Annotated in this window: 19 protein-coding genes; 13 read left to right on the top strand and 6 right to left on the bottom strand. The window is 60.5% G+C overall.

Annotated features, from left to right (window positions below; genetic code table 11):
- The first annotated feature begins 102 nt into the window (after nt 1-102).
- The 6 genes from ACODTO_RS02670 to ACODTO_RS02645 all read left to right on the top strand — a co-directional run bounded on the left by ACODTO_RS02670 (nt 103) and on the right by ACODTO_RS02645 (nt 7160).
- Nucleotides 103-1521, top strand: coding sequence for an OprD family porin (locus ACODTO_RS02670; protein ID WP_139648258.1), 1419 nt, complete (start codon nt 103-105; stop codon nt 1519-1521).
- Nucleotides 1522-1597: 76 nt separating this feature from the next.
- The gene (locus ACODTO_RS02665) at nt 1598-3193 is read left to right on the top strand and encodes an ABC transporter substrate-binding protein (RefSeq protein WP_175385531.1); all 1596 of its coding nucleotides are present in this window, start codon (nt 1598-1600) and stop codon (nt 3191-3193) included.
- A 75-nt stretch (nt 3194-3268) separates the two neighbouring features.
- Nucleotides 3269-4279, top strand: a complete 1011-nt coding sequence (locus tag ACODTO_RS02660) for an ABC transporter permease subunit (protein ID WP_072388476.1) — start codon at nt 3269-3271, stop codon at nt 4277-4279.
- Nucleotides 4280-4289: 10 nt separating this feature from the next.
- Nucleotides 4290-5201: an ABC transporter permease subunit gene (locus tag ACODTO_RS02655; RefSeq protein WP_041020610.1), complete on the top strand. Its 912-nt coding sequence runs from the start codon at nt 4290-4292 to the stop codon at nt 5199-5201.
- 10 nt (nt 5202-5211) lie between these two features.
- The gene (locus ACODTO_RS02650; RefSeq protein WP_041020611.1) at nt 5212-6180 is read left to right on the top strand and encodes an ABC transporter ATP-binding protein; all 969 of its coding nucleotides are present in this window, start codon (nt 5212-5214) and stop codon (nt 6178-6180) included.
- Nucleotides 6180-7160, top strand: coding sequence for a peptide ABC transporter ATP-binding protein (locus ACODTO_RS02645; protein WP_139648254.1), 981 nt, complete (start codon nt 6180-6182; stop codon nt 7158-7160). Before ACODTO_RS02650 ends, ACODTO_RS02645 begins: the two co-directional genes overlap by 1 nt.
- Nucleotides 7161-7239: 79 nt before the next feature.
- Here the strand turns inward: ACODTO_RS02645 and ACODTO_RS02640 are convergent, their stop codons facing one another.
- Together ACODTO_RS02640 and ACODTO_RS02635 are read right to left on the bottom strand one after the other, a co-directional pair.
- Nucleotides 7240-7488 (bottom strand): hypothetical protein, encoded by a 249-nt coding sequence (locus ACODTO_RS02640; protein ID WP_489105932.1) that lies wholly within the window; start codon nt 7486-7488, stop codon nt 7240-7242.
- Between the two features lie 384 nt (nt 7489-7872).
- A complete protein-coding gene (locus tag ACODTO_RS02635; protein ID WP_139648247.1) occupies nt 7873-9456 on the bottom strand; it encodes a peptide chain release factor 3 in 1584 nt (527 codons plus the stop codon).
- Nucleotides 9457-9787: 331 nt separating this feature from the next.
- On the opposite strand from ACODTO_RS02635, the gene ACODTO_RS02630 reads away from it, so the two are divergent.
- The 5 genes from ACODTO_RS02630 (at nt 9788) to ACODTO_RS02610 (ending at nt 14903) form a co-directional block, all read left to right on the top strand.
- A complete protein-coding gene (locus tag ACODTO_RS02630; protein WP_489105931.1) occupies nt 9788-10504 on the top strand; it encodes an ABC transporter permease in 717 nt (238 codons plus the stop codon).
- A 24-nt stretch (nt 10505-10528) separates the two neighbouring features.
- On the top strand, nt 10529-11422 hold the full coding sequence (locus ACODTO_RS02625) for a glycine betaine ABC transporter substrate-binding protein (protein ID WP_139648245.1): 894 nt from the start codon (nt 10529-10531) through the stop codon (nt 11420-11422).
- A 10-nt stretch (nt 11423-11432) separates the two neighbouring features.
- Nucleotides 11433-12086 (top strand): ABC transporter permease, encoded by a 654-nt coding sequence (locus tag ACODTO_RS02620; protein WP_489105930.1) that lies wholly within the window; start codon nt 11433-11435, stop codon nt 12084-12086.
- Nucleotides 12083-13240 (top strand): osmoprotectant ABC transporter ATP-binding protein OsmV, encoded by a 1158-nt coding sequence (locus ACODTO_RS02615; protein ID WP_139648241.1) that lies wholly within the window; start codon nt 12083-12085, stop codon nt 13238-13240. The genes ACODTO_RS02620 and ACODTO_RS02615 overlap by 4 nt, the downstream gene beginning before the upstream one ends.
- 499 nt (nt 13241-13739) lie before the next feature.
- Nucleotides 13740-14903: a type III PLP-dependent enzyme gene (locus ACODTO_RS02610; RefSeq protein WP_024781129.1), complete on the top strand. Its 1164-nt coding sequence runs from the start codon at nt 13740-13742 to the stop codon at nt 14901-14903.
- A 46-nt stretch (nt 14904-14949) separates the two neighbouring features.
- Here the strand turns inward: ACODTO_RS02610 and ACODTO_RS02605 are convergent, their stop codons facing one another.
- The 4 genes from ACODTO_RS02605 to ACODTO_RS02590 all read right to left on the bottom strand — a co-directional run bounded on the left by ACODTO_RS02605 (nt 14950) and on the right by ACODTO_RS02590 (nt 19841).
- Complete coding sequence (locus ACODTO_RS02605; RefSeq protein ID WP_489105929.1) at nt 14950-15828, bottom strand: hypothetical protein; 879 nt, start codon at nt 15826-15828, stop codon at nt 14950-14952.
- A 94-nt stretch (nt 15829-15922) separates the two neighbouring features.
- Nucleotides 15923-18142 (bottom strand): alpha-xenorhabdolysin family binary toxin subunit A, encoded by a 2220-nt coding sequence (locus ACODTO_RS02600; protein ID WP_489105928.1) that lies wholly within the window; start codon nt 18140-18142, stop codon nt 15923-15925.
- Between the two features lie 256 nt (nt 18143-18398).
- Nucleotides 18399-19160, bottom strand: coding sequence for a tetratricopeptide repeat protein (locus ACODTO_RS02595; protein WP_489105927.1), 762 nt, complete (start codon nt 19158-19160; stop codon nt 18399-18401).
- Nucleotides 19161-19841 (bottom strand): Fe2+-dependent dioxygenase, encoded by a 681-nt coding sequence (locus ACODTO_RS02590; RefSeq protein WP_139648233.1) that lies wholly within the window; start codon nt 19839-19841, stop codon nt 19161-19163.
- A 206-nt stretch (nt 19842-20047) separates the two neighbouring features.
- On the opposite strand from ACODTO_RS02590, the gene ACODTO_RS02585 reads away from it, so the two are divergent.
- Together ACODTO_RS02585 and ACODTO_RS02580 are read left to right on the top strand one after the other, a co-directional pair.
- Entirely contained in the window at nt 20048-22366 is a 2319-nt protein-coding gene (locus tag ACODTO_RS02585) for a TonB-dependent receptor (RefSeq protein WP_139648231.1), read from the top strand.
- Between the two features lie 269 nt (nt 22367-22635).
- Nucleotides 22636-25161 (top strand): PepSY domain-containing protein, encoded by a 2526-nt coding sequence (locus ACODTO_RS02580; protein WP_489105926.1) that lies wholly within the window; start codon nt 22636-22638, stop codon nt 25159-25161.
- The last annotated feature ends 78 nt before the right edge of the window (nt 25162-25239 follow it).

The following is a 25239-nucleotide window of genomic DNA, read 5'->3' as shown; positions in this document are numbered from 1 at the left end:
GGCCCACTGCAAACGTTTGCGAGCTGTAGCCAGTAGTAAAAACCGATAGCCGTATCACCAAAAAAGACCGGCATTAAAAAGAAAGAAAAAGGAGCGTTACCCATGAAATTGAGCAGCACCGCGTTACTGGCCCTGGCCATCAGCAGCGTTACCGCGACAGCTTATGCTGAGTCGCAAAGCCAAGCGGTTACTCCGGTGACCCTCAAGACCACCAGCGCACAAAGCGAAGCCAAGGGTTTTGTGGAAGGCCAATCGGTGACCGGTTCGACCCGTAACTGGTACGCCAACGAGCAATTCAAGCGTGGTGCGAAACTCTCTTACCGCCAGAACGGCGAAACACGCCAGACCGACCGCCGTATCAACTGGCTGCAAGGTACCATCATCAAATATAACTCCGGCTTCACTGAAGGCACTGTTGGCTTCAGCACCGAAGTCGCTGCCTACAACGCTATTGCTCTGGAGCGCGACCGCAAGAACCTGGCATCTGGTAACGGCGGAGCACCCATTCCAGGCGTCGGTGGTCGAGGCAACAACCGCACCCTGACCGAGAACGGCGGTGACGCTCAGGACCAATGGAGCAAGTTGGGCCTGGCTAATGTCAAAGCGCGTATTTCCAACACCACGCTGACCGCTGGTCGCCAGAACTTCAGTAGCCCCATGGTCGACGTGATCGGCAACCGGGCACTGCCTTCCAGCTTCCAAGGTGTGAGTCTGCATAGCGAAGAACTCGAGAACCTATCGTTTGATTTGGCCACGTTCGACAGGAACTCTCCTCGTACCGAGGAAAGCCAGCGTAAATTCCGCGCTGAATATGCTGACCATCTTGTCGAAATCGATCATGTTTATACGGCCGGTATCAGCTATCAGCCGTTAGCTAGTTTGACCACCAGCTTGTGGGCCACTCAGGCCGAAGACATGTGGAATCAATACTACTTTGGCGCCACTCACGTCTTGGGTGACAGCTCAGTACTGAGCCTGACCACAGGCCTGAACTACTACAAGACCGTGGACGAGGGTAAAGCCGTACTGGGCGACATCGACAATGACACTTACTCCCTGTCATTCGGCCTGGCCCATCAGGCCCATAGCCTGACGTTCTCCTATCAGGAAGTGAACGGTAACGAGTACTTCGACTACCTGCATGAAACCAACGGCATCTACCTGGCCAACTCCCTGCTGTCGGACTTCAACGGACCGAACGAGAAATCTTTCCAGATTGCCTATGGCCTAAACATGGCTGAGTACGGGGTACCGGGCCTGAAGTTCAACATTTACCAGGCTCGCGGTTGGGGTATCGACGGTACACACTATAAGGGCGGCGAATACGCCAGCGTGCAGTCGATGGACGGTGAGCACCACTACGAATACGGCATCGGTGCATCCTATGCCGTCCAGAGCGGCCCGCTGAAAGCCACCGCGATCCGCGCGACCTACACCGCGCACCGCGCCAGTGAAAACCAGGCAGACGGCAGCCTCAACGAGTTCCGTCTCGTCACCACCATCCCGTTCAACATTCTGTAAACCCTGCGCCGGACGGTCGACTCACGAGGTCGGCCGTCCGGCTTTTGCCGTTTCACCGATTGCAGAGGATATGACGATGAACATGATCCCCCTACGCGCAGCCCTCGCCGCTGCGCTGCTGAGTGTCGCCGTTGGCGCCACGGCCAAACCCCTGGTGGTTTGCACAGAAGCCAGCCCGGAAGGCTTCGACATGGTCCAGTACACGACTGCAGTCACTGCCGACGCCGTGGCGGAAACCATTTTCAATCGCCTGGTCGATTTCAAGCCCGGCACCACCGAAGTGATTCCAGGCCTGGCCGAGTCCTGGGACATCAGCGACGATGGCCTGACGTACACGTTCCACCTGCGCAACGGCGTCAAGTTCCACACCACCGAATACTTCAAGCCGACCCGCGACATGAACGCCGACGATGTGGTCTGGAGCTTCCAGCGCCAGCTGGACCCGAATCATCCGTGGCACAAACTGTCGAGCGTGGGCTTCCCCTACTTTGAAAGCATGGGCTTCAAAGAACTGTTGAAAAGCGTCGAGAAAGTCGACGAACACACGGTCAAGTTCACCCTGACCCGCCGCGAAGCGCCATTCCTGGCCGACGTCGCCATGGCCTTCTCCTCGATCTACCCGGCCGAATACGCCGACCAGTTGCTCAAGGCCAACAAGGCCGGCGACCTCAACAGCAAGCCGGTCGGCACCGGGCCGTTCATCTTCCAGCGCTACAACAAGGACGCCCAGGTTCGCTTCAAGGCCAACCCGGACTACTTCCGCGGCAAGCCGCCGGCCGATGCACTGGTACTGGCCATCGCCACCGACAACAACGTGCGCCTGCAGAAGCTCAAGGCCAATGAGTGCCAGGTCGCGCTGTACCCCAAGCCCGATGACATCCCGAGCATCAAGAAAGACGCCAACCTGAAAGTCGATGAACTGGACGCCATGACCGTGTCCTACGTCGCCCTGAACACCCAGCACAAATACATGAGCGATGTGCGGGTGCGCAAAGCCATCGACATCGCCTTCGACAAGGAAGCCTACGTCAACGCGCTGTTCGGCAAGGGCAACGCCACCGTCGCGGTCAACCCCTACCCACCGACGCTGCTGGGCTTCAATCACGAGTTGAAGAACCCGCCGCGGGACCTGGACAAGGCCCGCCAACTGCTCAAGGAAGCCGGCGTGCCGGAGGGCACCGTGTTCACTCTGTTCACCCGCAACGGCGGCGGCCCGACCAACCCCAACCCGATGCTCGGCGCGCAGATGATGCAGGCTGACCTGGCGAAAGTCGGGATCAAGGTCGACATCCGCGTCATGGAATGGGGCGAAATGCTCAAGCGCGCGAAAAACGGCGAGCACGACATGGTCTCCGCCGGATGGGCGGGCGATAACGGCGACCCGGATAACTTCCTGACGCCTATGCTCAGTTGCGAGGCGGCCAAGAACGGCGAAAACTACGCCCGCTGGTGCAACGAGAAATTCCAGGCGCTGATCGACCAGGCCCGCGCCACAGTGAACCCCGAGGAGCGCATCAAGCTCTATGAACAGGCCCAGGTGATTTTTAACCAGGACCAGCCATGGATCAGCATGGCCCACACCCGGATGTTCACGGCAATGCGCAAGAACGTAGAGGGCTACGCCATTAGCCCGCTCACCACCAACAACTTCGCCACTACCCAGGTGAAGTAGATAAGAAAGCGTCCGGTATTCCCTGATCAAAGGGGTGCCGGACATGCCTAACCGGCTGATGAGGTACACCTGAAGATGTTTAGTTTTATTGCCCGCCGACTGGGATTACTGATCCCCACGTTCTTCGGCATCACCTTGCTGACTTTCGCGTTGATTCGCATGATCCCCGGCGACCCCGTGGAAGTGATGATGGGCGAACGTCGGGTCGATCCCGAAATGCATGCTCAGGCAATGGAACGCCTTGGCCTCAACAAGCCGCTGTACGCCCAGTACCTGGACTACATCGGCAAACTGGCCCACGGTGATCTCGGCGAATCGCTGCGCACCCGCGAAAGCGTCTGGACCGAGTTCAGCTCCCTGTTTCCCGCGACCCTGGAACTGTCCATGGCCGCCCTGTTGTTCGCCGGTATCCTGGGCCTGCTGGCCGGGGTGATCGCGGCACTCAAGCGAGGGTCCCTGTTCGACCATGGGGTGATGGGCGTCTCCCTCGCGGGGTATTCGATGCCGATCTTCTGGTGGGGCCTGATCCTGATCATGTTCTTCTCTGTGTCCCTGGGCTGGACCCCGGTGTCGGGACGCATCGACCTGCTCTACGACATCGAGCCGAAAACCGGCTTCATGCTGATCGACACCTTGCTCGCCGATGAACCGGGCGCGTTCCTCGACGCGCTGCACCACCTGATCCTGCCGGCCATCGTGCTGGGCACCATCCCATTGGCGGTGATCGCCCGCATGACCCGCTCTTCGATGCTCGAAGTGCTGCGCGAAGACTACATCCGCACCGCCCGGGCGAAGGGTCTGTCGCCGGCGCGCGTGGTGTTCGTCCACGGCCTGCGCAACGCGCTGATCCCGGTACTGACCGTGGTCGGCCTGCAGGTCGGCACGTTGCTGGCCGGTGCGGTCCTGACCGAAACGATCTTCTCCTGGCCGGGCATCGGCAAGTGGTTGATCGAGGCCATCGGCGCCCGGGACTACCCTGTGGTGCAGAACGGCATCCTGTTAATCGCCTGCCTGGTGATTCTGGTCAACTTCGTCGTGGACATCCTCTACGGCTTTGCCAACCCACGCATCCGTCACCAGCGCTGAGATCAAATCCATGAGTACTCCAACTCCTTCGGTAGCAGTCGATCAAAGCCTGCTGTATCCGTCCCCGTACAAAGAATTCTGGCAGGCGTTTTCCCGTAACAAGGGCGCCGTGGCCGGGTTGATGTTCATGATCCTGGTGGTGTTCTGCGCGATCTTCGCCCCGTGGGTCGCCCCCCATGATCCGAGCGAGCAGTACCGCGACTTCCTGCTGACGCCGCCGGCCTGGCTCGAAGGCGGACAGATCCAGTTCCTGCTGGGCACCGATGAACTGGGCCGCGACCTGCTGTCACGGCTGATCCAGGGTTCGCGCCTGTCGCTGCTGATCGGCTTGTCGTCGGTAGTGATGTCGCTGATCCCGGGCATCCTGCTGGGCCTGTTCGCCGGGTTCTTCCCGCGCATCCTCGGCCCGACCATCATGCGCCTGATGGACATCATGCTGGCCCTGCCTTCGCTGCTGCTGGCCGTGGCGATCGTCGCCATCCTCGGCCCAGGCCTGATCAACACCGTGATCGCCATCGCCATCGTGTCGCTGCCGTCGTACGTGCGCCTGACCCGCGCCGCCGTCATGGGCGAACTGAACCGCGACTACGTGACCGCCGCCCGCCTGGCCGGTGCCGGTCTGCCGCGCCTGATGTTCATCACCGTGCTGCCCAATTGCATGGCACCGCTGATCGTGCAGGCGACCCTGAGCTTTTCCTCGGCCATCCTCGACGCCGCCGCCCTGGGCTTCCTCGGCCTGGGCGTCCAGCCGCCGACTCCGGAGTGGGGCACCATGCTGGCCTCGGCCCGGGACTACATCGAACGCGCCTGGTGGGTCGTGAGCCTGCCCGGTTTGACCATTTTGCTCAGCGTGCTGGCAATCAACCTGATGGGCGACGGCCTGCGCGATGCGCTGGACCCGAAACTCAAGAATGCCGCCTGAGGAGATTCCCATGTCACTGCTAGAAATCAAGAATCTCAACGTCCGCTTCGGCGACGCCAACGCCGTTCCGGTGGTCGATGGCCTGGACCTGAGCGTGGAAAAAGGCGAAGTGCTGGCCATCGTTGGCGAGTCGGGCTCGGGTAAATCCGTGACCATGATGGCGCTGATGGGCCTGATCGAGCACCCCGGCATCGTGACCGCCGATGCGCTGAACTTCGATGGCAAGAACATGCTCAAGCTGAGCGCCCGCCAGCGCCGGCAGATCGTCGGCAAGGACCTGGCGATGGTTTTCCAGGACCCGATGACCGCGCTCAACCCCAGCTACACCGTGGGTTTCCAAATCGAAGAAGTGCTGCGCCTGCACCTGAAGATGTCCGGCAAGGCCGCCCGCAAGCGCGCCATCGAACTGCTGGAAAAAGTCGAGATCCCGGGCGCCGCCAGCCGCATGGACGCCTACCCCCATCAGCTGTCCGGCGGCATGAGCCAGCGCGTGGCGATTGCCATGGCCATTGCTGGCGAGCCGAAGCTGCTGATCGCCGACGAACCGACCACCGCTCTGGACGTGACCATCCAGGCGCAGATCATGGACCTGCTGCTGGCCCTGCAAAAAGAACAGGAAATGGGCCTGGTGCTGATCACCCACGACCTCGCCGTGGTGGCCGAAACCGCCCAGCGCGTCTGCGTGATGTACGCCGGTCAAGCCGTGGAAGTGGGCAAGGTGCCGGAGTTGTTCGACATTCCGGCCCACCCCTACAGCGAAGCATTGTTGGCGGCGATTCCAGAGCACAGCATGGGCGCCGAACGCCTGGCGACCTTGCCGGGCATCGTTCCCGGTCGCTATGACCGTCCACAAGGCTGCCTGCTATCGCCACGCTGCCCCTACGTGCAGGACAACTGCCGTCAACAGCGCCCCGCCCTTGACCCGAAAACCAACAGCCTCGCCCGCTGCTTCTACCCGTTGAACCAGGAGGTGGCGTGATGGCCGTCGTACTTACCGCCCGTGACCTGACCCGTCATTACGAAGTGTCCCGTGGCATGTTCAAGGGCCACGCCACCGTGCGCGCCCTCAACGGTGTGTCGTTCGAACTCGAGGCCGGCAAGACCCTGGCCGTGGTGGGCGAATCCGGTTGCGGCAAGTCCACCCTCGCCCGGGCCCTGACCCTGATCGAAGAGCCGTCCTCCGGCTCATTGAAAATCGCCGGGCAGGAGGTGGCCGGCGCCAACAAGGCCGAACGCAAGCAGTTGCGCAAAGACGTGCAGATGGTGTTCCAGAGCCCTTACGCGTCCCTCAACCCGCGGCAGAAAATCGGCGATCAATTGGCCGAGCCATTGCTGATCAACACCAACCTGTCGGCCACCGAGCGGCGGGAAAAAGTCCAGGCGATGATGAAGCAGGTGGGCTTGCGCCCCGAGCATTATCAGCGCTATCCGCACATGTTCTCCGGCGGCCAGCGCCAGCGCATCGCACTGGCCCGTGCCATGATGCTGCAACCCAAGGTGCTGGTGGCGGACGAACCGACATCGGCGCTGGACGTGTCGATTCAGGCCCAGGTACTCAACCTGTTCATGGATCTGCAGCAGGAGTTCAACACCGCCTACGTGTTCATTTCCCACAACCTGGCGGTGGTGCAACACGTCGCCGACGATGTGATGGTGATGTACCTCGGCCGTCCGGTGGAGATGGGCCCCAACGAGTCGATCTACAGCCGCCCGTTGCATCCGTACACCCAAGCGCTGCTGTCAGCCACACCGACCATCCACCCGGACCCGAACAAGCCGAAGATCAAGATCGTCGGCGAACTGCCCAACCCGCTCAACCCGCCTCCCGGATGCGCCTTCCACAAGCGCTGTCCGTATGCCACCGAGCGTTGCAAGACCGAAGAGCCGGCCCTGCGGCCACTCGATAATCGGTTGGTAGCATGCCACTACGCCGAGCAATTCCTCGACGGTGCGGCATAACGATTCAGGCACGATCCACTGACCCCGTGGCGAGGAAGCTCGCTCCCTCGCCACGGTCTTCAACTAGTCATTCTGGAGGCTACGTCTGGCTGTCGCCTTCGTCGCCCTCATCCCCATCGTCGGTGTCGGGCTGGTCTATCGTCGAGTCGTCATCGTCCTGATCCCCCGGTTGTGTTTCGGCCGCAGCAAACATCATTGCCCCCTGCCCCCCTTGCCCGCTCGAGGCATGTTGCTCGTGGTCGACGCACTCGGCCCATACAGCGCCGGATCCCAGGGACAACATCACCAACACCTTCAGCAACAACATCACGCGTAGAAACCTATTCATAGCCGATTCCTCTTTCCTGAATAAAGCCGGGACCCCACGGCGTTCAGGAAATCTAATCCCGAACAGGCTGGCTCGTAAGACTAGGACGCAGAATCAGGGGCAGAAATGCCGCTTGGGGACAGACCGCTTTCGAATAGACCTTATTCAAAATTGTCATAATCATCCCGCCGTGGGAGCCGAGCTTGCTCGCGATGGCGGTCTGTCTGCCAACTCAATGCCGAATGAGCTGCCGCCATCGCGAGCAGGCTCGCTCCCACAGGGTTTGGCGTCGTACACAAATATCCTCTCTATCAGCAGTTCCACTGTGGGAGCAGCGCCGCAACGAGGAGGTATAAAAAAGCCCCGCAGCTTTCGCAACGGGGCTTGGGTCTTGCGGCTCAGCGCTTAGTGATGCTCACGGGTCGCGCGGAACTTCACGTCCGGCCAGCGCTCTTCCATCAGCGCCAGGTTGACCCGGGTCGGGGCCAGGTAGGTCAGGTGACCACCACCGTCCAGCGCCAGGTTTTCCACCGCCTTGTTGGTGAATTCCTCAAGCTTCTTCTTGTCGCTGCACTCAATCCAGCGAGCCGAGTACACGGTGATCGGCTCATAGGAGCACTCGACCTTGTATTCCTCCTTCAAGCGGCTGGCGACCACATCGAACTGCAGCACGCCGACCGCGCCGAGGATGATGTCGTTGCTGCGCTCCGGGAAGAACACCTGGGTAGCGCCCTCTTCGGCCAGTTGCTGCAGGCCCTGGCGCAGTTGCTTGGACTTGAGCGGATCCTTCAGGCGTACGCGGCGGAACAGTTCCGGGGCGAAGTGCGGGATGCCGGTGAAACCCAGGACTTCGCCTTCGGTGAAGGTGTCGCCGATCTGGATCGTGCCGTGGTTGTGCAGGCCGATGATGTCACCGGCGAAAGCCTCTTCCAGCTGTTCGCGCTCCGAGGAGAAGAAGGTCAGGGCGTCGCCGATGCGCACGTCCTTGCCAGTGCGCACATGGCGCATCTTCATGCCTTTTTCGTATTTGCCGGAGCAGATGCGCATGAACGCGATACGGTCGCGGTGCTTGGGGTCCATGTTCGCCTGGATCTTGAAGATGAAGCCCGAGAACTTCTCTTCCACCGGCTCCACGGTGCGCTCGTTGGCGACCCGGGGCAGCGGACGCGGCGCCCAGTCGACCACGGCGTCGAGCACGTGATCCACACCGAAGTTGCCCAGCGCGGTCCCGAAGAACACCGGGGTCATCTGCCCATCAATGAACGCCTGCTGGTCGAATTCATGACAGGCACCCTGCACCAGCTCCAACTGCTCGACGAAACGTTCGTACTCGTCGCCCAGGTGTGCGCGCGCTTCGTCGGAGTCCAGCCGTTCGATGATCTTGGTTTCAGTGCGCTCATGACCATGACCGGCGGTGTAGACAATGATGTAGTCATCAGCCAGGTGGTACACGCCCTTGAAATCGCGATAACAGCCGATCGGCCAGGTGATCGGCGCAGCCTTGATCTTCAGGACCGCTTCGATCTCGTCGAGCAGTTCGATCGGGTCACGAATGTCCCGGTCGAGTTTGTTGATGAAGCTGACGATCGGCGTGTCCCGCAGGCGGCAGACTTCCATCAGCGCGATGGTCCGCGGCTCGACACCTTTACCGCCGTCGAGCACCATCAGCGCCGAGTCCACCGCGGTCAGGGTGCGGTAGGTGTCTTCGGAGAAGTCTTCGTGGCCCGGGGTGTCGAGCAGGTTGATCATGTGTTCGCGATACGGGAACTGCATGACCGACGTGGTAATGGAAATACCCCGCTGCTTTTCCATCTCCATCCAGTCGGAGGTGGCATGGCGGTCGGACTTGCGGGACTTCACCGTACCGGCAACCGCAATCGCCTTGCCCATCAGCAGGAGCTTCTCGGTGATGGTGGTCTTACCGGCATCGGGGTGGGAAATAATGGCGAAAGTGCGGCGTTTCGCGACTTCGGCGGCCTGTTTGGTCATGGGAAATCGCCTGGCAGGTGATTCAAAAAAGGGCGGCGATTATAGCTCAACTTGTGCCAGGAACCGAACCGTTGAGCACATCGAAGATGGCCAGAAGCTTCCTGACAGGGGAACCTTTTGCCTCGTGGAGACGTCCACCCCCCTGCTGCATTTATTCGTCAGGGGCTGAAAAATCAGCAAGTTAGCCTGACGAGGCTGCGCTCATGGCTCGATCCATATGCTGGTTTACCGGCATCGAAAAGAGCTGCTTCTCGCGAACGTTTTCCCGGCAAACCCATGGGTCTGCCGCCCGGGGAAGCGTGCGCCGACTGAAAGACAAAGGAGTCCGCCTGTGGCTATCCGCTATGGCAAAGGGCTGACAGGAGGCGTGGTCGTCGTCGCGCTCCTGGCCCTGTTGGTCCACTGGATCGGCATCGATACGATCCGACATTATCGCGACGACCTGTTGTTCTACCTGCAAGCCCACCTGATGCTGGTACTGGTTTCCATGCTGGCAGCCCTGATCCTGGGCATCCCCGCCGGTATCGCCTTAAGCCGCCCCGGCATGGTCGGGCGCGCCGAGCGCTTCATGCAAGTCTTCAACATCGGCAACACCGTGCCGCCCCTGGCCGTACTGGCCATCGCCCTGGGTGTCCTGGGGATCGGCAGCGGGCCGGCCATCTTCGCCCTGTTCCTCGCCTCGCTGCTGCCCATCGTGCGCAACACCTATGAAGGTCTGAAAAACGTCCAGGGTTCTCTCAAGGAAGCCGCCACCGGCATCGGCATGACCCCGCGCCAGGTGCTGTGGAAAGTCGAACTGCCCAACGCCGTGCCGATCATCGTCGGTGGCGTGCGGGTCGCCCTGGCGATCAACGTCGGCACCGCGCCGCTGGCCTTCCTGATCGGTGCCAACAGCCTTGGCAGCCTGATCTTCCCCGGCATCGCCCTGAACAACCAGCCGCAACTGTTGCTCGGCGCCGCCTGCACCGCCCTGCTGGCGTTGTTGCTCGACGGCCTGGTGACACTGGCCAGTCGCCTCTGGCTGGAACGCGGTCTGCGACCGTCATAAAGCCGGCTGGATAAAGGAATCGTTATGAAGAAGTTGAGCTTGATACTGGGCTGCGTGCTGCTGTTCGCCGGATTTGCCCAAGCGGCGGAAAAACCGCTGATCCGCCTCGGGGCCCGGGTCTTCACCGAGCAGACACTGTTGGCGGAAATCACCGCGCAATACCTGCGCAGCAAAGGCTACGACGCGCAGATCACCGGCGGCCTGGGCAGCAACCTGGCCCGCAGCGCCCATGAAACCGGGCAACTGGACCTGCTCTGGGAATACACCGGCGTGTCGCTGGTGGCCTACAACCACGTCACGGAAAAACTCGACAGCGCCCAGTCCTACGCCCGGGTGAAAGCACTCGACGCGAAGAAAGGCCTGGCCTGGCTGGCACCGTCGAAGTTCAGCAACACCTACGCCCTGGCCCTGCCGGAGAAAGTCGCCCGCCAATACCCGCAGATCAGCAACATCAGCCAATTGAACAGCGTGCTGCAGGCCGAAGCGGACAAGAACCATCTGGTGGCCCTGGACACCGAGTTCGCCAACCGCTCCGACGGCCTGGCGGGCATGGTCGAGCAGTACGGCATGAACCTGACCCGCAGGAATATCCGGCAGATGGACGCCGGTCTGGTCTACACCGCCCTGCGCAACGGCCAGGTGTTCGCCGGGCTGGTGTACACCACCGACGGCCGGCTGAACGCCTTCAAGCTGAAATTGCTTGAGGACGACAAGCACTACTTCCCCGACTACACCGCCGCACCGGTGGTGCGCCAGGCGTTCCTCGACGCCCATCCGCAATTGGCCGCGCAGCTCAAGCCGCTGGCCGAGCTGTTCGACGATGAAACCATGCGACAACTCAATGCCCGCGTGGACGTCGACCATGAAAGCCCTTCCGTGGTGGCCGCCGACTTCCTGCGCCAGCACCCCATCAATTGAGGAAAAAGCCATGGAACTGTTGAACGCCTTTTCCCACCTCGACTGGCAGCAGGTGATGCACCTGACCTGGCAGCACATCATGCTGGTGGGCATTGCCGTAAGCCTGGCGATTCTCATCGGCGTGCCGCTGGGCATTTTCATGACCCGCTTCCCGGCGCTCGCCGGCCCATTGCAGGCCAGCGCCACGGTGCTGCTGACAATCCCGTCGATTGCGCTGTTCGGCCTGTTGTTGCCGTTCTATTCCAAATTCGGCCAGGGCCTGGGCCCGATGCCAGCAATCACCGCCGTGTTTCTCTATTCGCTGTTGCCGATCATGCGCAACACCTACCTGGCCCTCACCGGCGTGGAACCGGGCATCCGTGAAGCCGCCCGTGGCATCGGCATGACCTTCGGCCAACGCCTGCGCATGGTCGAGCTGCCCATCGCCGTACCGGTGATCCTCGCCGGCGTGCGCACCGCCGTGGTCATGAACATCGGCGTCATGACCATCGCCGCCACCATCGGCGCCGGTGGCCTGGGCGTGCTCATCCTCGCTTCCATCAGCCGCAGCGACATGTCGATGCTGATCGTCGGCGCCGTGCTGGTCAGCCTCCTGGCCATCTTCGCCGACCTGCTTCTGCAATGGCTGCAACGCTCGCTGACCCCAAAAGGACTATTGAAATGATCGAACTCCAGAACCTCAGCAAGACCTTCAAGAGCAACGGCAAGGATGTGAAAGCCGTGGACTCGGTGAACCTGACCGTCAACGAAGGCGAGATCTGCGTATTCCTCGGGCCGTCTGGCTGTGGCAAGAGCACCACGTTGAAGATGATCAACCGCCTGATCCCGCCCACTTCGGGCAAGGTGCTGATCAACGGCGAAGACACCACCGACCTCGACGAGGTGACCCTGCGCCGCAACATCGGCTATGTGATCCAGCAGATCGGCCTGTTCCCGAACATGACCATCGAGGAAAACATCGTGGTGGTGCCGAAGCTGCTCGGCTGGGACAAACAGAAATGCCACGACCGGGCCCGCGAGCTGATGAGCATGATCAAGCTCGAACCCAAGCAGTACCTGCATCGCTATCCCCGTGAACTGTCGGGCGGCCAGCAGCAACGGATCGGCGTGATCCGCGCCCTGGCGGCAGACGCGCCGTTGTTGCTGATGGACGAACCCTTCGGCGCGGTGGACCCGATCAACCGCGAGATGATCCAGAACGAGTTCTTCGACATGCAGCGGGCGCTGAACAAGACCGTGATCATGGTCAGCCACGACATCGACGAAGCCATCAAGCTGGGGGACAAGATCGCGATCTTCCGTGCCGGCAAGCTGGTCCAGTGCGACCACCCGGACACGCTACTGGCACACCCGGCCGACGACTTCGTCAGCAACTTCGTCGGCCAGGACAGCACGCTCAAGCGTCTGCTGCTGGTCAAGGCCGAGGACGCGGCCGACAACGCGCCTTCGGTCAGCCCGGAAACCCCGGTGGCCGAGGCGCTGGAATTGATGGACGAGCATGACCGTCGCTACGTGGTGGTCACCTGTGCCGAGAACAAGGCCCTGGGCTATGTGCGCCGTCGCGACCTGCACCGCCAGACCGGCACCTGCGCGCAATTCCTGCGGGAGTTCAATGCCACGGCCGCCTATGACGAGCATTTGCGGATCCTGCTGTCGCGCATGTACGAGTTCAACCGCTCGTGGCTGCCGGTGATGGACGCCGAACGGGTCTTCCTCGGCGAGGTGACCCAGGAATCCATCGCTGAATACCTGAGTTCCGGCAAGTCCCGTGGCGGCAAGACCAGCATCGTCTCGCCGGCCGAGACCGCGCAGGCTTAATTGCCCACAAACCCTGTGGGAGCCAAGCTTGCTCGCGATAGCGGCGGCACAGCCAGCACTGCCGCCAACTGACCCACCGCCATCGCGAGCAAGCTCAGCTCCCACAGGGTTGCGGGTTTATCATCGCAATCGTCTGCCCCCAGAACGCCTCGTTAACTCATCCAAGGGGAACATCAATCCGTCACACAGGTCGGTTACATCAGGAGCTGTCGCGGACCGCACGACGGATGTGTGCAAAAACGCGACATTTTTAGTTGATCTCAGGCCCCTCACGCCCTAAAGTTCGCGCCGAACGTCCATGCTGGAAACGATCCATCCGGCTCAAGTACTGACGACGAGACAGCAAGGCCAAGGGCACCACGCAGCCCATGGCCTTTTTGCTTTCGGCGACATGCCTTGGGAAGTAGGCGAACCAAAGTGGGGATACGGAGGACGTTCACGGGGGCAGCTTGCCCTCAAACCCATTGATCCTGATGTTTGCCAGTAGGAGTCCCAACGTATGTCGATCCAGGTCGAAGATTATTTCGCGCGCGAAACCTTTCAGAAAATGAAGGCGTTCGCCGACAAGCAGGAAACCCCGTTCGTGGTGATCGACACCGCGATGATCTCCCAGGCCTACGACGACCTGCGCGCAGGTTTCGAGTTCGCCAAGGTCTACTACGCCGTGAAGGCCAACCCGGCGGTGGAGATCATCGACCTGCTCAAGGAAAAAGGCTCGAACTTCGACATCGCCTCGATCTATGAGCTGGACAAGGTCCTGAGCCGGGGCGTTACCCCCGACCAGATCAGCTACGGCAACACCATCAAGAAGTCCCGGGACATCCGCTACTTCTACGAAAAAGGCGTGCGCCTGTACGCCACCGACTCCGAAGCCGACCTGCGCAACATCGCCAAGGCAGCGCCGGGCTCGAAAGTCTATGTACGTATCCTGACCGAAGGTTCGACCACCGCTGACTGGCCCCTGTCGCGCAAATTCGGCTGCCAGACCGACATGGCCATGGACCTGCTGATCCTGGCCCGTGACCTGGGCCTGGTGCCATACGGCATCTCGTTCCACGTTGGCTCGCAACAGCGCGACATCAGCGTCTGGGACGCCGCCATTGCCAAGGTCAAGGTGATCTTCGAGCGTCTCAAGGAAGAAGACGGCATCGAGTTGAAACTGATCAACATGGGCGGCGGTTTCCCGGCCAACTACATCACCCGCACCAACAGCCTGGAAACCTACGCCGAGGAAATCATCCGTTTCCTCAAGGAAGACTTCGGCGACGACCTGCCGGAAATCATCCTCGAGCCGGGCCGTTCGCTGATTGCCAACGCCGGTATCCTGGTCAGCGAAGTGGTGCTGGTCGCCCGTAAATCCCGTACCGCCGTCGAGCGTTGGGTCTACACCGACGTGGGCAAGTTCTCCGGCCTGATCGAAACCATGGACGAAGCCATCAAGTTCCCGATCTGGACCGAGAAGAAAGGCGAGATGGAAGAAGTGGTCATCGCCGGCCCGACCTGCGACAGCGCCGACATCATGTACGAGAACTACAAGTACGGCCTGCCACTGAACCTGGCCATCGGTGATCGTCTGTACTGGCTGTCGACCGGCGCCTACACCACCAGCTACAGCGCCGTGGAATTCAATGGTTTCCCACCGCTGAAGTCGTTCTACGTATAACGCAACCTGTCGATAGAAAGGTCCATGCAGCATGCATGGACCTTTTTTATTTGCGCAGCCAGCTCTCGAAATCCTCCAGCAGCGCCATGCATTGACCTAGCGCTTTCATGGCAGCGCTCAAGGTCGAGTTCAGTTCTCCCAACCGCACTGCGTAGCTTGCGCGCCTGAGTGTCAGGACCACGTCCTCCATACGCTGATATAAATCCTGCGCCAACAAGCCCATCTGTCCGTTCAGGTTCTTGAATGCCTTGAACAGCAGGGCAATGTCGGCCTTGTATTCCATCGCCCTGATCGAAGCGTCCCGAGAGGAATAAACCAGGTTCCAGGCGGGTGTGGTAATCGCCTCTTGAAATAACATCTGCGCCACGCTCGGTTGGAGGTGGCAACGACAAGCGCGGTGATCCATGGCGCTGGTGAACGCCGGGTTCAACCCGAGCGACTCTCGATACAGTTCATCGAAACGAAACACCCACTGCCTGATCGCGCTTCTATGGTTGATAAAGCGCAAGTGAAGCTCATGAGTCAGGTCCTCGACCTTCGTCGGAGGAGCCAGCAACCATCGCGCTGAACGGGACAAACTGAACAGTCTGAAATCCACGTGTTCAATCGCTTCCCTTCTGGAGAACCGTGCGGTGATGTCGAGTGCATCCCGGCTGAAAACCGCCAGTACATCCACATCCTTTTTCAAGGACATTTTGAGCTCATTGACGTAGCGCCAGAGCGCCGATAGATACTGTCCGTTGAAGAGTGCGTTGTTCCATCTTGAATCCATCGCCAACACGGATGGCTGATGGCCCGCACTTCGACGCCGTTCAAAAGCGCCCGAGATGTTATCCAGGATCGAGCGCAGGGAAACCAGGAAGTGGGCGTAGCGCTCCAGGGTCTTTCGCTGCGCTCCCGTCCATGCATAGCCAAGTTGATCCATAGGCTGTCCTTGGCGATGGCAGACATGGGTCCACCATCGCTTCATTAATGGAAATGTCCATTGCGGTCAGGAAGACTCCGCCCCGATGCGTGGGTTAATCACGGAGGGGGCGCAAATGGTTGATCATGCCTGGGATAAGATCACATGCGCTGCGCACGCGCGCCTCGACAGGTTGCGACTTCTGCGGCTCGAAAGCCCCTGCGAACTGTTCAAACGCAGCCACGATATTCAGGAACTCCTTAAGAAAATTCCCACGTCCACTGTTCAATGCGTCAAGCGTCTGGACCAGTTCAACTTTGTCCTGGATCAGGGCGATGTCCCTGGTATACGCCTCTGCCTCCAGGCGCAGTTGTCTGGCCCGTTCCTCAAGTCGGTTGTACCCGGCAACCATGTTGAGATAGGAAATGGTTTCGGCGATGCCGGAGAGCGTTTTCTTCAGCGTGTCCATGGCCAACATCGCAATTTGCACCTGAGGAGGTGCCATGCCCATCGCCATCAGATTATCCAAGGTCAATTGGGCCTGCTGACCGATTTTTTCCACGCCGGCTCTTCCAATCAACTCAATCGCATCGGCAACCGATTTCATCTGCGCATCCAATTCGACTCGCTTGGCCTCGACCTTGTTTTTTTGCGCCTCCGCAAACGCCCGGTCTTGCTCCAGTGTGGCGATCCATTGCGCCGAGGCGCTCTTGTCATAGCGGGCACCCAAATCGACTTGGAGTGCTTTCAATTCGCGGGTCTGCTGCGCGACGGCAACGAACACCTCTTGAAGCTCATCTTCCATTTCCCTGGAAATTTCAAGTTGCTCATTCCTGTCATGGGCGTTTTCAAAATCCTCCTGAATCTGCTTGAGGTTGCCGAGCGCCCGGTCCAATACATACATCGTTGTCTGCGCACGGCTGCGCAAGCCAAACGTCGTACTGTCGATCACAAGCGCCAGGCCGGTCATTCTCTCTACCACACCCGGCAGATAAGCGTGCCGCTGAAACAACATCTGTGCCCGAACGCTGGAGTTCTGAACGCTCGAGTTATGACCGCGTAACGCCATCACCTCAAAAGCCGGATAATCGGCAACCCTCAACATCATCCGCCCCATCCTCCTTGATACCAAATTACCCATTTCGTACTCCCGTTGAGCTTCTGCAAACACTGCAAGCAATGCATCGGAACTGGTGCGGATATGCCGCCAAGGCGTGAGCACTTTTCTCACGTTCCGGATAAACCGACTCAAGTTCACGGCGTTATCTATTTTATCCACCTCCTTTACCGAGGAATCGATATACAAGCCGAGCGCTTCCCATACTAACATGAGATTCTGGGTTGCCACTTCAGCTTCAATCGTAACGGCACTCAGGTTCTGCAGATCGCCGCGCACGCGATTCAACGAACTCAGTGTCTGGCTCTTGCTGGCCATGTTCTGGATGGCAATGTCCTGTACTTCTTTCAATTGTTTGCGTTGATTGCGTATTCTCTCGGCCTGGACCCCTTGGTAGATGCCAAGAATCAACCCGCCGACATTGAGGGTGGCGGCGGCGACAATCGCTTCCTTCACCATCTGATCGTACTTCTTATTAAGCTCATCGAGCTCCGCGGCACGCTGATCGATATCATCCTGAAGCGCTTGAATGTCTTGCCGATAGGAATTTTCGCTCACCGCTTTCAACCGCAGCTTGACTTCCGGCAGCACCTTTTCCCGCAGGTCCGTGCCGAAGCGGTCCAGCTCCGACCTGACACTTTGCGCCTTCGCCTGGCAATCCTTCACATCAGAAAGCATGGCATTGAGGTAGTACTTGATCTCTGGAATATCTCCCGAAGGCAGCGTCACGTCGGGGAGCCTGGGGTGTTTGAGCTTGAGCTGCAGGTATTCCTCTACGGTGTTGATTCCATGTTCCCTGAGGTGTTTCGATATCTCACTGTCGTCATAAATCTCAACGATCCCTGCGCCATTCTCGAGGATCTTTTCGGCAAACAATTTCAGATGAGTGCCGGTCAGCATGATCTCCCGACGCAACGGCGCCCAACGCTTGGCATGGTCATAGGTCATTGTGAAGGTGCGCAGAAAATCCCTGGCTGTCAGCCCGAGACCGCCATCATCACCTGCGCCATAATTCAAATAGGCAACCACATCGTTATAACGGTAAGGTAGCGACAAGCCGAGCACCTCATACCTGCGCAGACTGATGATCTGCTCTTTGGTAAGTTGTATGCCAGGTTCCCGGTTATATTCGCTCCCACCGCCCAAAGACGCCTCTATAAAAACCTTGGGCGCTTGCGCTGCGGCCTCGACGACCTTATCGTCAAAGTTAAATTCCATCGTAGACTTCCTGTCTTCTAAAGTTCATTTAAGTTGCGCCGATGGTAATCCGAGTGAAACATCACAAACATAGTTACCGATCGCGCAAAATGACTCTAAAGCAGTTGCGCGCACGCCCACTACTCTTCAACTATTAGAAAACAAGACAATGGCCCGAGAGTCCGGGCAAGCGCTGAGTTAATGGCAAATATTCAGTCATTACCAAGCGTTAACAACGCTTTATCTGGAGCCAGAATAATGAGCGGAGCCGACGCAACTATTGCAACCGGGTCAGTTGCAATAAACGTTGTCGGTAAATATGCGCCATGGCGCGAATCTCAGGGTGGGAGGCCCGCGACAACGATTCACCGCTCACCCGCAGGAAATTCACATTCCCGGCAGCCAGCGCCTTGCGCAACCAGCCCAAGGCCTCGTCAATGAGTCCCTCCCCCGCCAGCACCGCCGCATGGCTGAACTGCCCCCGAAAGTCGCCACCTTCGGCCGACCGTCGATACCACTGAATCGCCGCCAACGGATCCGCCGGACAATAGCGTCCATCTTCCAGGTAACGCCCCAGCAGATTCATCGACTTTGCGTGGCCCGCCTCGGCGGCGCGACGGTAGAGACTCAAGGCCTGCGTCTGGTCTTCGGCCACACCTCGACCGGTCGCCAGCAGGTTGGCGTAGTTGTACATCCCCCAGTCCAACCCCGCCTCGGCGGCCAGGCGATAATGCCGGGCGGCGACGCTGGCATCGGCGACACAACCCCAGCCGTGTTCATGGCAACGTCCCAGCATGTTGCGCGCCATCGGATGCCCGCGCCGCGCAGCAATACCGAACCAACGTACCGCCAGGGCCGAATCCCGGGCGATGCCCTGGCCGTCGAGCAGGATCTGCCCCAACAACGCCTGGGCATCGAGCACGCCTTCAGCCGCCGCGAGCAGGATCGCCTGGGCGGCCCGCGCCGGGCTCTCTTCAAGCATGGCCTTGAGACGTTCGCCGTCGAGCGCTTCCTTGCGGCGCAGACGAAAATCCGCCATCTACACCTCGACCCAGCGGCGCAGCAGGTTGTGGTAAGTGCCGGTCAGGCGAATCAACGAAGGATGATCCGGCACGTCGCGGGTCAATGCCTGGATCGCCCCGTCCATCTCGAACAGCAACGCACGCTGGCTGTCTTCGCGCACCAGGCTCTGGACCCAGAAGAACGACGCATAGCGGGCACCACGAATCACCGGATTGACCTTGTGCAGACTGGTGCCCGGGTACAACACCATGTCTCCGGCCGGCAGCTTGACCCGTTGGGTGCCGTAGGTGTCCTGGATCTCCAACTCGCCGCCGTCGTAGTCCTGGGGATCGCTGAAGAACAGAGTGGCCGACAGGTCGGTGCGCACCCGTTCTGCGCTGCCCTTGGGTTGGCGCACGGCGTTGTCGATATGGAAGTCGAAACTGCCGCCAGCGCTATAGCAGTTCAACAACGGCGGGAACACCTTGTGGGGTATCGCGGCAGACATGAACAGCGGATTGCTCCACAACCGTTCAAGCATCGCAGCGCCGATTTCCTTGGCCAAGGGATGGCCCTCGGGCAATTGCAGGTTGTGCTTGGCCTTGGCCGACTGGTAACCGGCGGTGATTTTCCCGTCCGCCCACTCGGCCTGTACCAGCGCCTCGCGGATGCGCTGCACTTCGTCAGGAGAAAACACACCGGGAATGTGCAGCAACATGAGATCAAGCCTGTGGATAAAACGGGCGCCAATGGTAGTGATTCTTATTGACTGTGCACAACCCCCACGACGTATCACGTGATCAACACCGTAAAGACAAACTGTAAAGAATGTAAATTCCTCTCAAATGGCAATATTTCGCAATTGATACAAATACCCGTTTACCCTATATTCCGCCGCCTCGAAACCTTGGGGAAGGCACCTTCATGTCGCGTCAACCATCACAATTACCGCTCCAATCACCCCGCCTGCTGGCATCCGCCATTGGCGTCGCGCTGAGTGCGACATCTGTGGTCCAGCTGGTCCAGGCGGCGGAGAATGCCGATGAGAAATCCCCGCGCGAGGCCATTGCCCTCGATGCCACCAGCATCACCGGCGAGGCCCAGGACACGACGTCCTATCAGGTCGAAAAAGCCTCTTCCCCGAAATACACCGCGCCGCTGGTCGATACCCCGCGCTCGGTGACTGTCATCCCCCAGCAAGTGCTCAAGGACACTGGCGCGCTCAATATGCAGGATGCCCTGCGCACCGTGCCGGGCATCACCTTCGGCGCCGGTGAAGGCGGCAATCCCCAGGGTGACCGTCCATTCATCCGCGGTTTCGATGCCCAGGGCGACACCTATCTGGATGGTGTGCGCGACACGGGCTCGCAAAGCCGCGAAATCTTCGCCGTGGAATCCATTGAAGTCAGCAAGGGGCCGAACTCCGCTGTCGGCGGTCGCGGCGCGGCCGGCGGGACCATCAACCTGGTGAGCAAGAAAGCGCATCTGGGCGACTCCTTCGACGGTGGCTTCACTTGGGGATCGGACCAGACCCAACGCTACACCCTGGATGGCAACTATCAGTTCAGCGACAGCGCCGCCGGCCGTCTCAACCTCATGAGCCACGAAAGCAACGTCGCCGGCCGCGACAAGGTCAATTACGACCGCTGGGGCATCGCACCATCGCTGGCGTTCGGCCTCGGCACGGACACTCGGGTCAACCTCGACTACTACCATCTCGAAAGCAACGACCTGCCAGACTCGGGCATCCCCTACAGCATGCCAGCCTCGGGGAGAACGGCCGACCGCACCCAGTCCAACCCGGACAAGCCCAACGACGGCGGCGACAGCAGCAACTTCTATGGCCTCACCGACCGCGATTTCCGCAAGACCCGCGTCGACACTGCGACCTTCGCCATCGAGCACGACTTGAACGATGCCCTGACGGTCAAGAACACCCTGCGCCACGGCTCCAGCATGCAGGACTATATTCTGACCCAACCCGACGACAGCAAAGGCAACGTCAATAACGGGACAGTCTGGCGTCGGGCCAACAGCCGGGTCAGCAACGTCGACACCACCACCAACCAGACCGACCTGTTCGGTGATTTCTACGTGGCCGGATTCAAGAACAGCTTCTCCACCGGCATCGAATTGAGCCGCGAGAAAGGTGAAAAATCCTCCTACACCATCAACACCGACACCGTACCGGGCACCACTGCCGCGAACACCAACTGCACCCCATCGATAATCGGTGCATCGAGTGGCTTCAACTGCACCTCGTTGTCCAACCCGAACCCGAACGATCCGTGGAACGGCACCATCGCACGCAACTATGCGGGTACCGACACCACCAGCGTCACCCGTGCGCTCTATGTGTTCGATACCCTGGAGCTGACGCCGCAATGGCTGGTGAACATGGGCCTGCGCTACGATCATTTCGATACGAAGTACAAGACCTACAACGCCGCCGGCACCACCACGTCCAAGGGTGACGATGTCAGCGAGTTCGTCACCGGTCAGTTGGGGCTGGTCTGGAAGCCCGCCGACAATGGCAGTATCTACGTCTCGTACGCCACCTCGGCCACACCGCCGGGCAACATGGTCGGCGAAGGCACCGAAGGCAACCCGTTGGGCGGCACGCCGGACCGCAACGGCAACCTGTTGGCAAGCGACATGGAGCCGGAAACCACCAAGAACTACGAAATCGGTACCAAGTGGGACCTGCTCGACAGCCGCCTTTCGCTGACCGCGGCGGTCTTTCGCACCGAGAAGGAGAACGCCCGGGTCCAGGTCGATACCACGACTTATGAGAACGCCGGCAAGACCCGCGTCGACGGCCTCGAACTCTCGGCCAGCGGCAAGATCACCGACAAATGGCAAGTGTTCGCCGGCTACAGCTACCTGGACAGCGAACAGGTCGATGGCGGTCCGTTGAGCGTCACCGACGGCAATGAGCTGCCAAACACGCCAAAGAACAGCGCCAGCGTCTGGACCACTTATGCGCTCACCTCGAAGCTGACCATCGGCGGCGGCGCCTTCTACGTCGACGACGTGTTCGGCAGCGTGGCCAATACCACCATGGTCGACTCCTACGTGCGCTACGACGCCATGGCCAACTACAAGGTCAGCAAGCATCTGGACCTGCAACTCAACGTGCAAAACCTGACGAACGAAACCTACTACGACAAAGCGTTCTCGACCCACTTCGCCAACCAGGCGGCGGGGCGTACGGCGCTGTTGAGCACCAACTTCCATTTCTGATCGGAAATGGCTGGGGCCGTGATGCGGTCACTTGTGGGAGCGAGCCTGCTCGCTATAGCGGTGGATCAGTCGACCACACTATCGCCTGACATGCCGCCATCGCCAGCAGGCTCGCTCCCACAGGGTTTGCTTTCGACATCGCAGGCCGTACATAAAAGCCCCGCTCATCTTTTATGAGCGGGGCTTTTATGTGTGTTTATGAATGCTTCTCGATAACACACGGCATAATGCACGCCGTGATGAACAGTAATGAATGAAAGGCGGGCGACGTGTTGAAGAAAACCCTGTTCCAGTTGCACTGGTTTTTCGGCATCAGTGCCGGACTGGTCCTGGCGTTTATGGGCATTACCGGTGCGGCGGTGTCGTTCCAGGACGAGATCCTGCGGGCGCTGAATCCGCAGGTGCTGACGGTGGAGAAACAACCGGCTGGTGTCCTGCCGCCCGCAGAACTGGTGGAGCAGATCGAGGCCACCGCCGGTAAAACCGTCGCCATGCTCTGGGTCGAGACCGACAGCGGTAATGCCGCACGGGCGATCTTCGCCGCGCCGCCCGGGGAAAAGCGTGGGGCCATGCGCTACTTCAACCCGTACAACGCTCAATTCATGGGCGATGTGGTGGGCCAGGACTTCTTCGGCCTGATGCTCAAGCTGCACCGCATCCTGGCCCTGGATGACGTGGGCCGGCAGATCACCGGGGCGTGCACGTTGATCCTGGTGTTTTTCTGCCTGTCCGGGCTGTACCTGCGTTGGCCGCGCCAGTGGAAAAGCTGGCGTGCCTGGCTGACCCTCGACTGGAAGAAGAAAGGCCGCAGTTTCAACTGGGACCTGCATTCGGTGGCCGGCACCTGGTGCCTGGCGTTCTACCTGTTGGCGGCGCTGACCGGGCTGACCTGGTCCTACGACTGGTACAACAAAGGCGTGACCCGCCTGCTCTCTGACTCACCGAAGCAAGAACGGGTGCGCAACCGCGGCCCCGCGCCCGAAGGCCCGCTGCCGGTGGTCGATTACCGGGCCATGTGGAGCAGCATCTACAGCGCCGCCGGCCCGGACCTGGCGTCCTACAACGTGCGCCTGCCGCCGGTGGCCGGGCAACCGGCGACGGTGTTCTACCTGTTGAAGAATTCGCCCCATGACCGGGCACTGAACCAGATCGTCCTCGACCCAGCCACTGGCGTCGTCAGCCAACACAGCCGCTACAGCGACAAGAGCCTCAAGGCGCAACTGCTGACCAGCGTCTATGCCCTGCATGTCGGCAGCTATTTCGGCCTGATCGGACGGATCCTGGTGACAGTGGCGGCACTGACCATGCCGCTGTTCTTCATTACCGGGTGGTTGCTGTACCTGGATCGTCGCCGCAAGAAACGTCAAGTCCGGCAGGCGCGCCAGGGGCTGGCGGCCAGCCACGGCGACACGCCCGCATGGCTGATCGGCTTTGCCAGCCAGAGCGGCTTTGCCGAACAGTTGGCCTGGCAGACCGCCGGCCAGCTCCAGGCCGCCGGGCTGCCGGTGAACGTCCAGCCATTGGCGGGCGTCAGCGAGCAGGACCTGAGCAATTCCACCCACGCCTTGTTTGTGGTCAGTACCTTCGGCGACGGCGAAGGACCGGACAGCGCCCGAGGTTTCGAGCGTAAGGTGCTGGGCCGCCCCCTGGGCCTGGAGCGCCTGCAGTATGCGGTGCTGGGCCTGGGCGACCGGCAGTACGACAACTTCTGCGGTTTCGCCCGACGCCTGCACAGCTGGCTGGCGGAACACGGCGGCAAGACCCTGTTCGCCTCGGTGGAAGTCGACAGCGGCGACCCTTACGCCTTGCGTCATTGGCAACAGCAATTGGCCGAACTGACCGGGCAGGCGCCGGCGGACACCTGGAAAGCCCCCGATTTTGAACATTGGACGCTCAGCCAGCGCACCTTGCTCAACCCCGACAGCAGTGGTTCCGGCGTGTACCTGCTGGGCCTCAGCGCCCCTGGGCCAAGCAGTTGGCTGGCCGGCGACTTGGTGGAAATACTGCCGCGCAACGACCTGCTGGCCATCGAGCATTTTCTCGAAGGCCTGGGTATCGCCGGCAACGCTCGCGTCCAGGTCGACGGCTTGCCGCAAGGCCTGGAGCAGGCCTTGGCGACCCGTCAGTTGCCGGAAAACCGCGCCCATCTGGTGGGCCTGCACGCCCAGGCGTTGCTGGACGCGCTGGCCCCGCTGGCGCCGCGTGAATATTCCATCGCCTCGATCCCGGCCGATGGCGTGCTGGAACTGATCGTGCGCCAGGAACGCCATGCCGACGGCAGCCTGGGCGTCGGCTCCGGCTGGCTCACCGAATACGCCCCACTGGGCAGCGCCATCAGCCTGCGGGTGCGGCGCAACAGCGGCTTCCATCTGCCGCCCCAGGGTGTGCCGATGATCCTGTTGGGCAACGGCACCGGGCTGGCAGGCCTGCGCAGCTTGCTCAAGGCTCGCGTCACCGAGGGCCCGCAACGCAACTGGCTGCTGTTTGGCGAGCGCCAGCGCGAGCATGATTTCCATTGCCGCGATGAGCTTCAGGAATGGGTGACCTCCGGCGACCTGGAACGCCTGGACCTGGCGTTCTCCCGGGATCAGGAGCAGAAAATCTACGTCCAGGATCGCCTGCGCGAGTCCACTGCGCTGCTCAAGCAATGGCTGGCCGACGGTGCGGTGATCTATGTCTGCGGCAGCTTGCAGGGCATGGCGTCGGGGGTGGATCAGGTGCTCAACGACGTGCTGGGGGCCGAGGAAGTGGAGCGGTTGATCGAGCAGGGGCGGTATCGGCGGGACGTTTACTGACCGACTCTACACTTTCCTTGTGGGAGCGAGCCTGCTCGCGATAGCGGTGCATCAGACAGCATTTCTGTCGACTGACAC

This window comes from Pseudomonas sp. FG13, assembly GCF_057809755.1.
The sequence above is the reverse complement of the archived record's forward strand: the minus strand, read 5'-3'. Positions and strand labels throughout refer to the sequence as shown.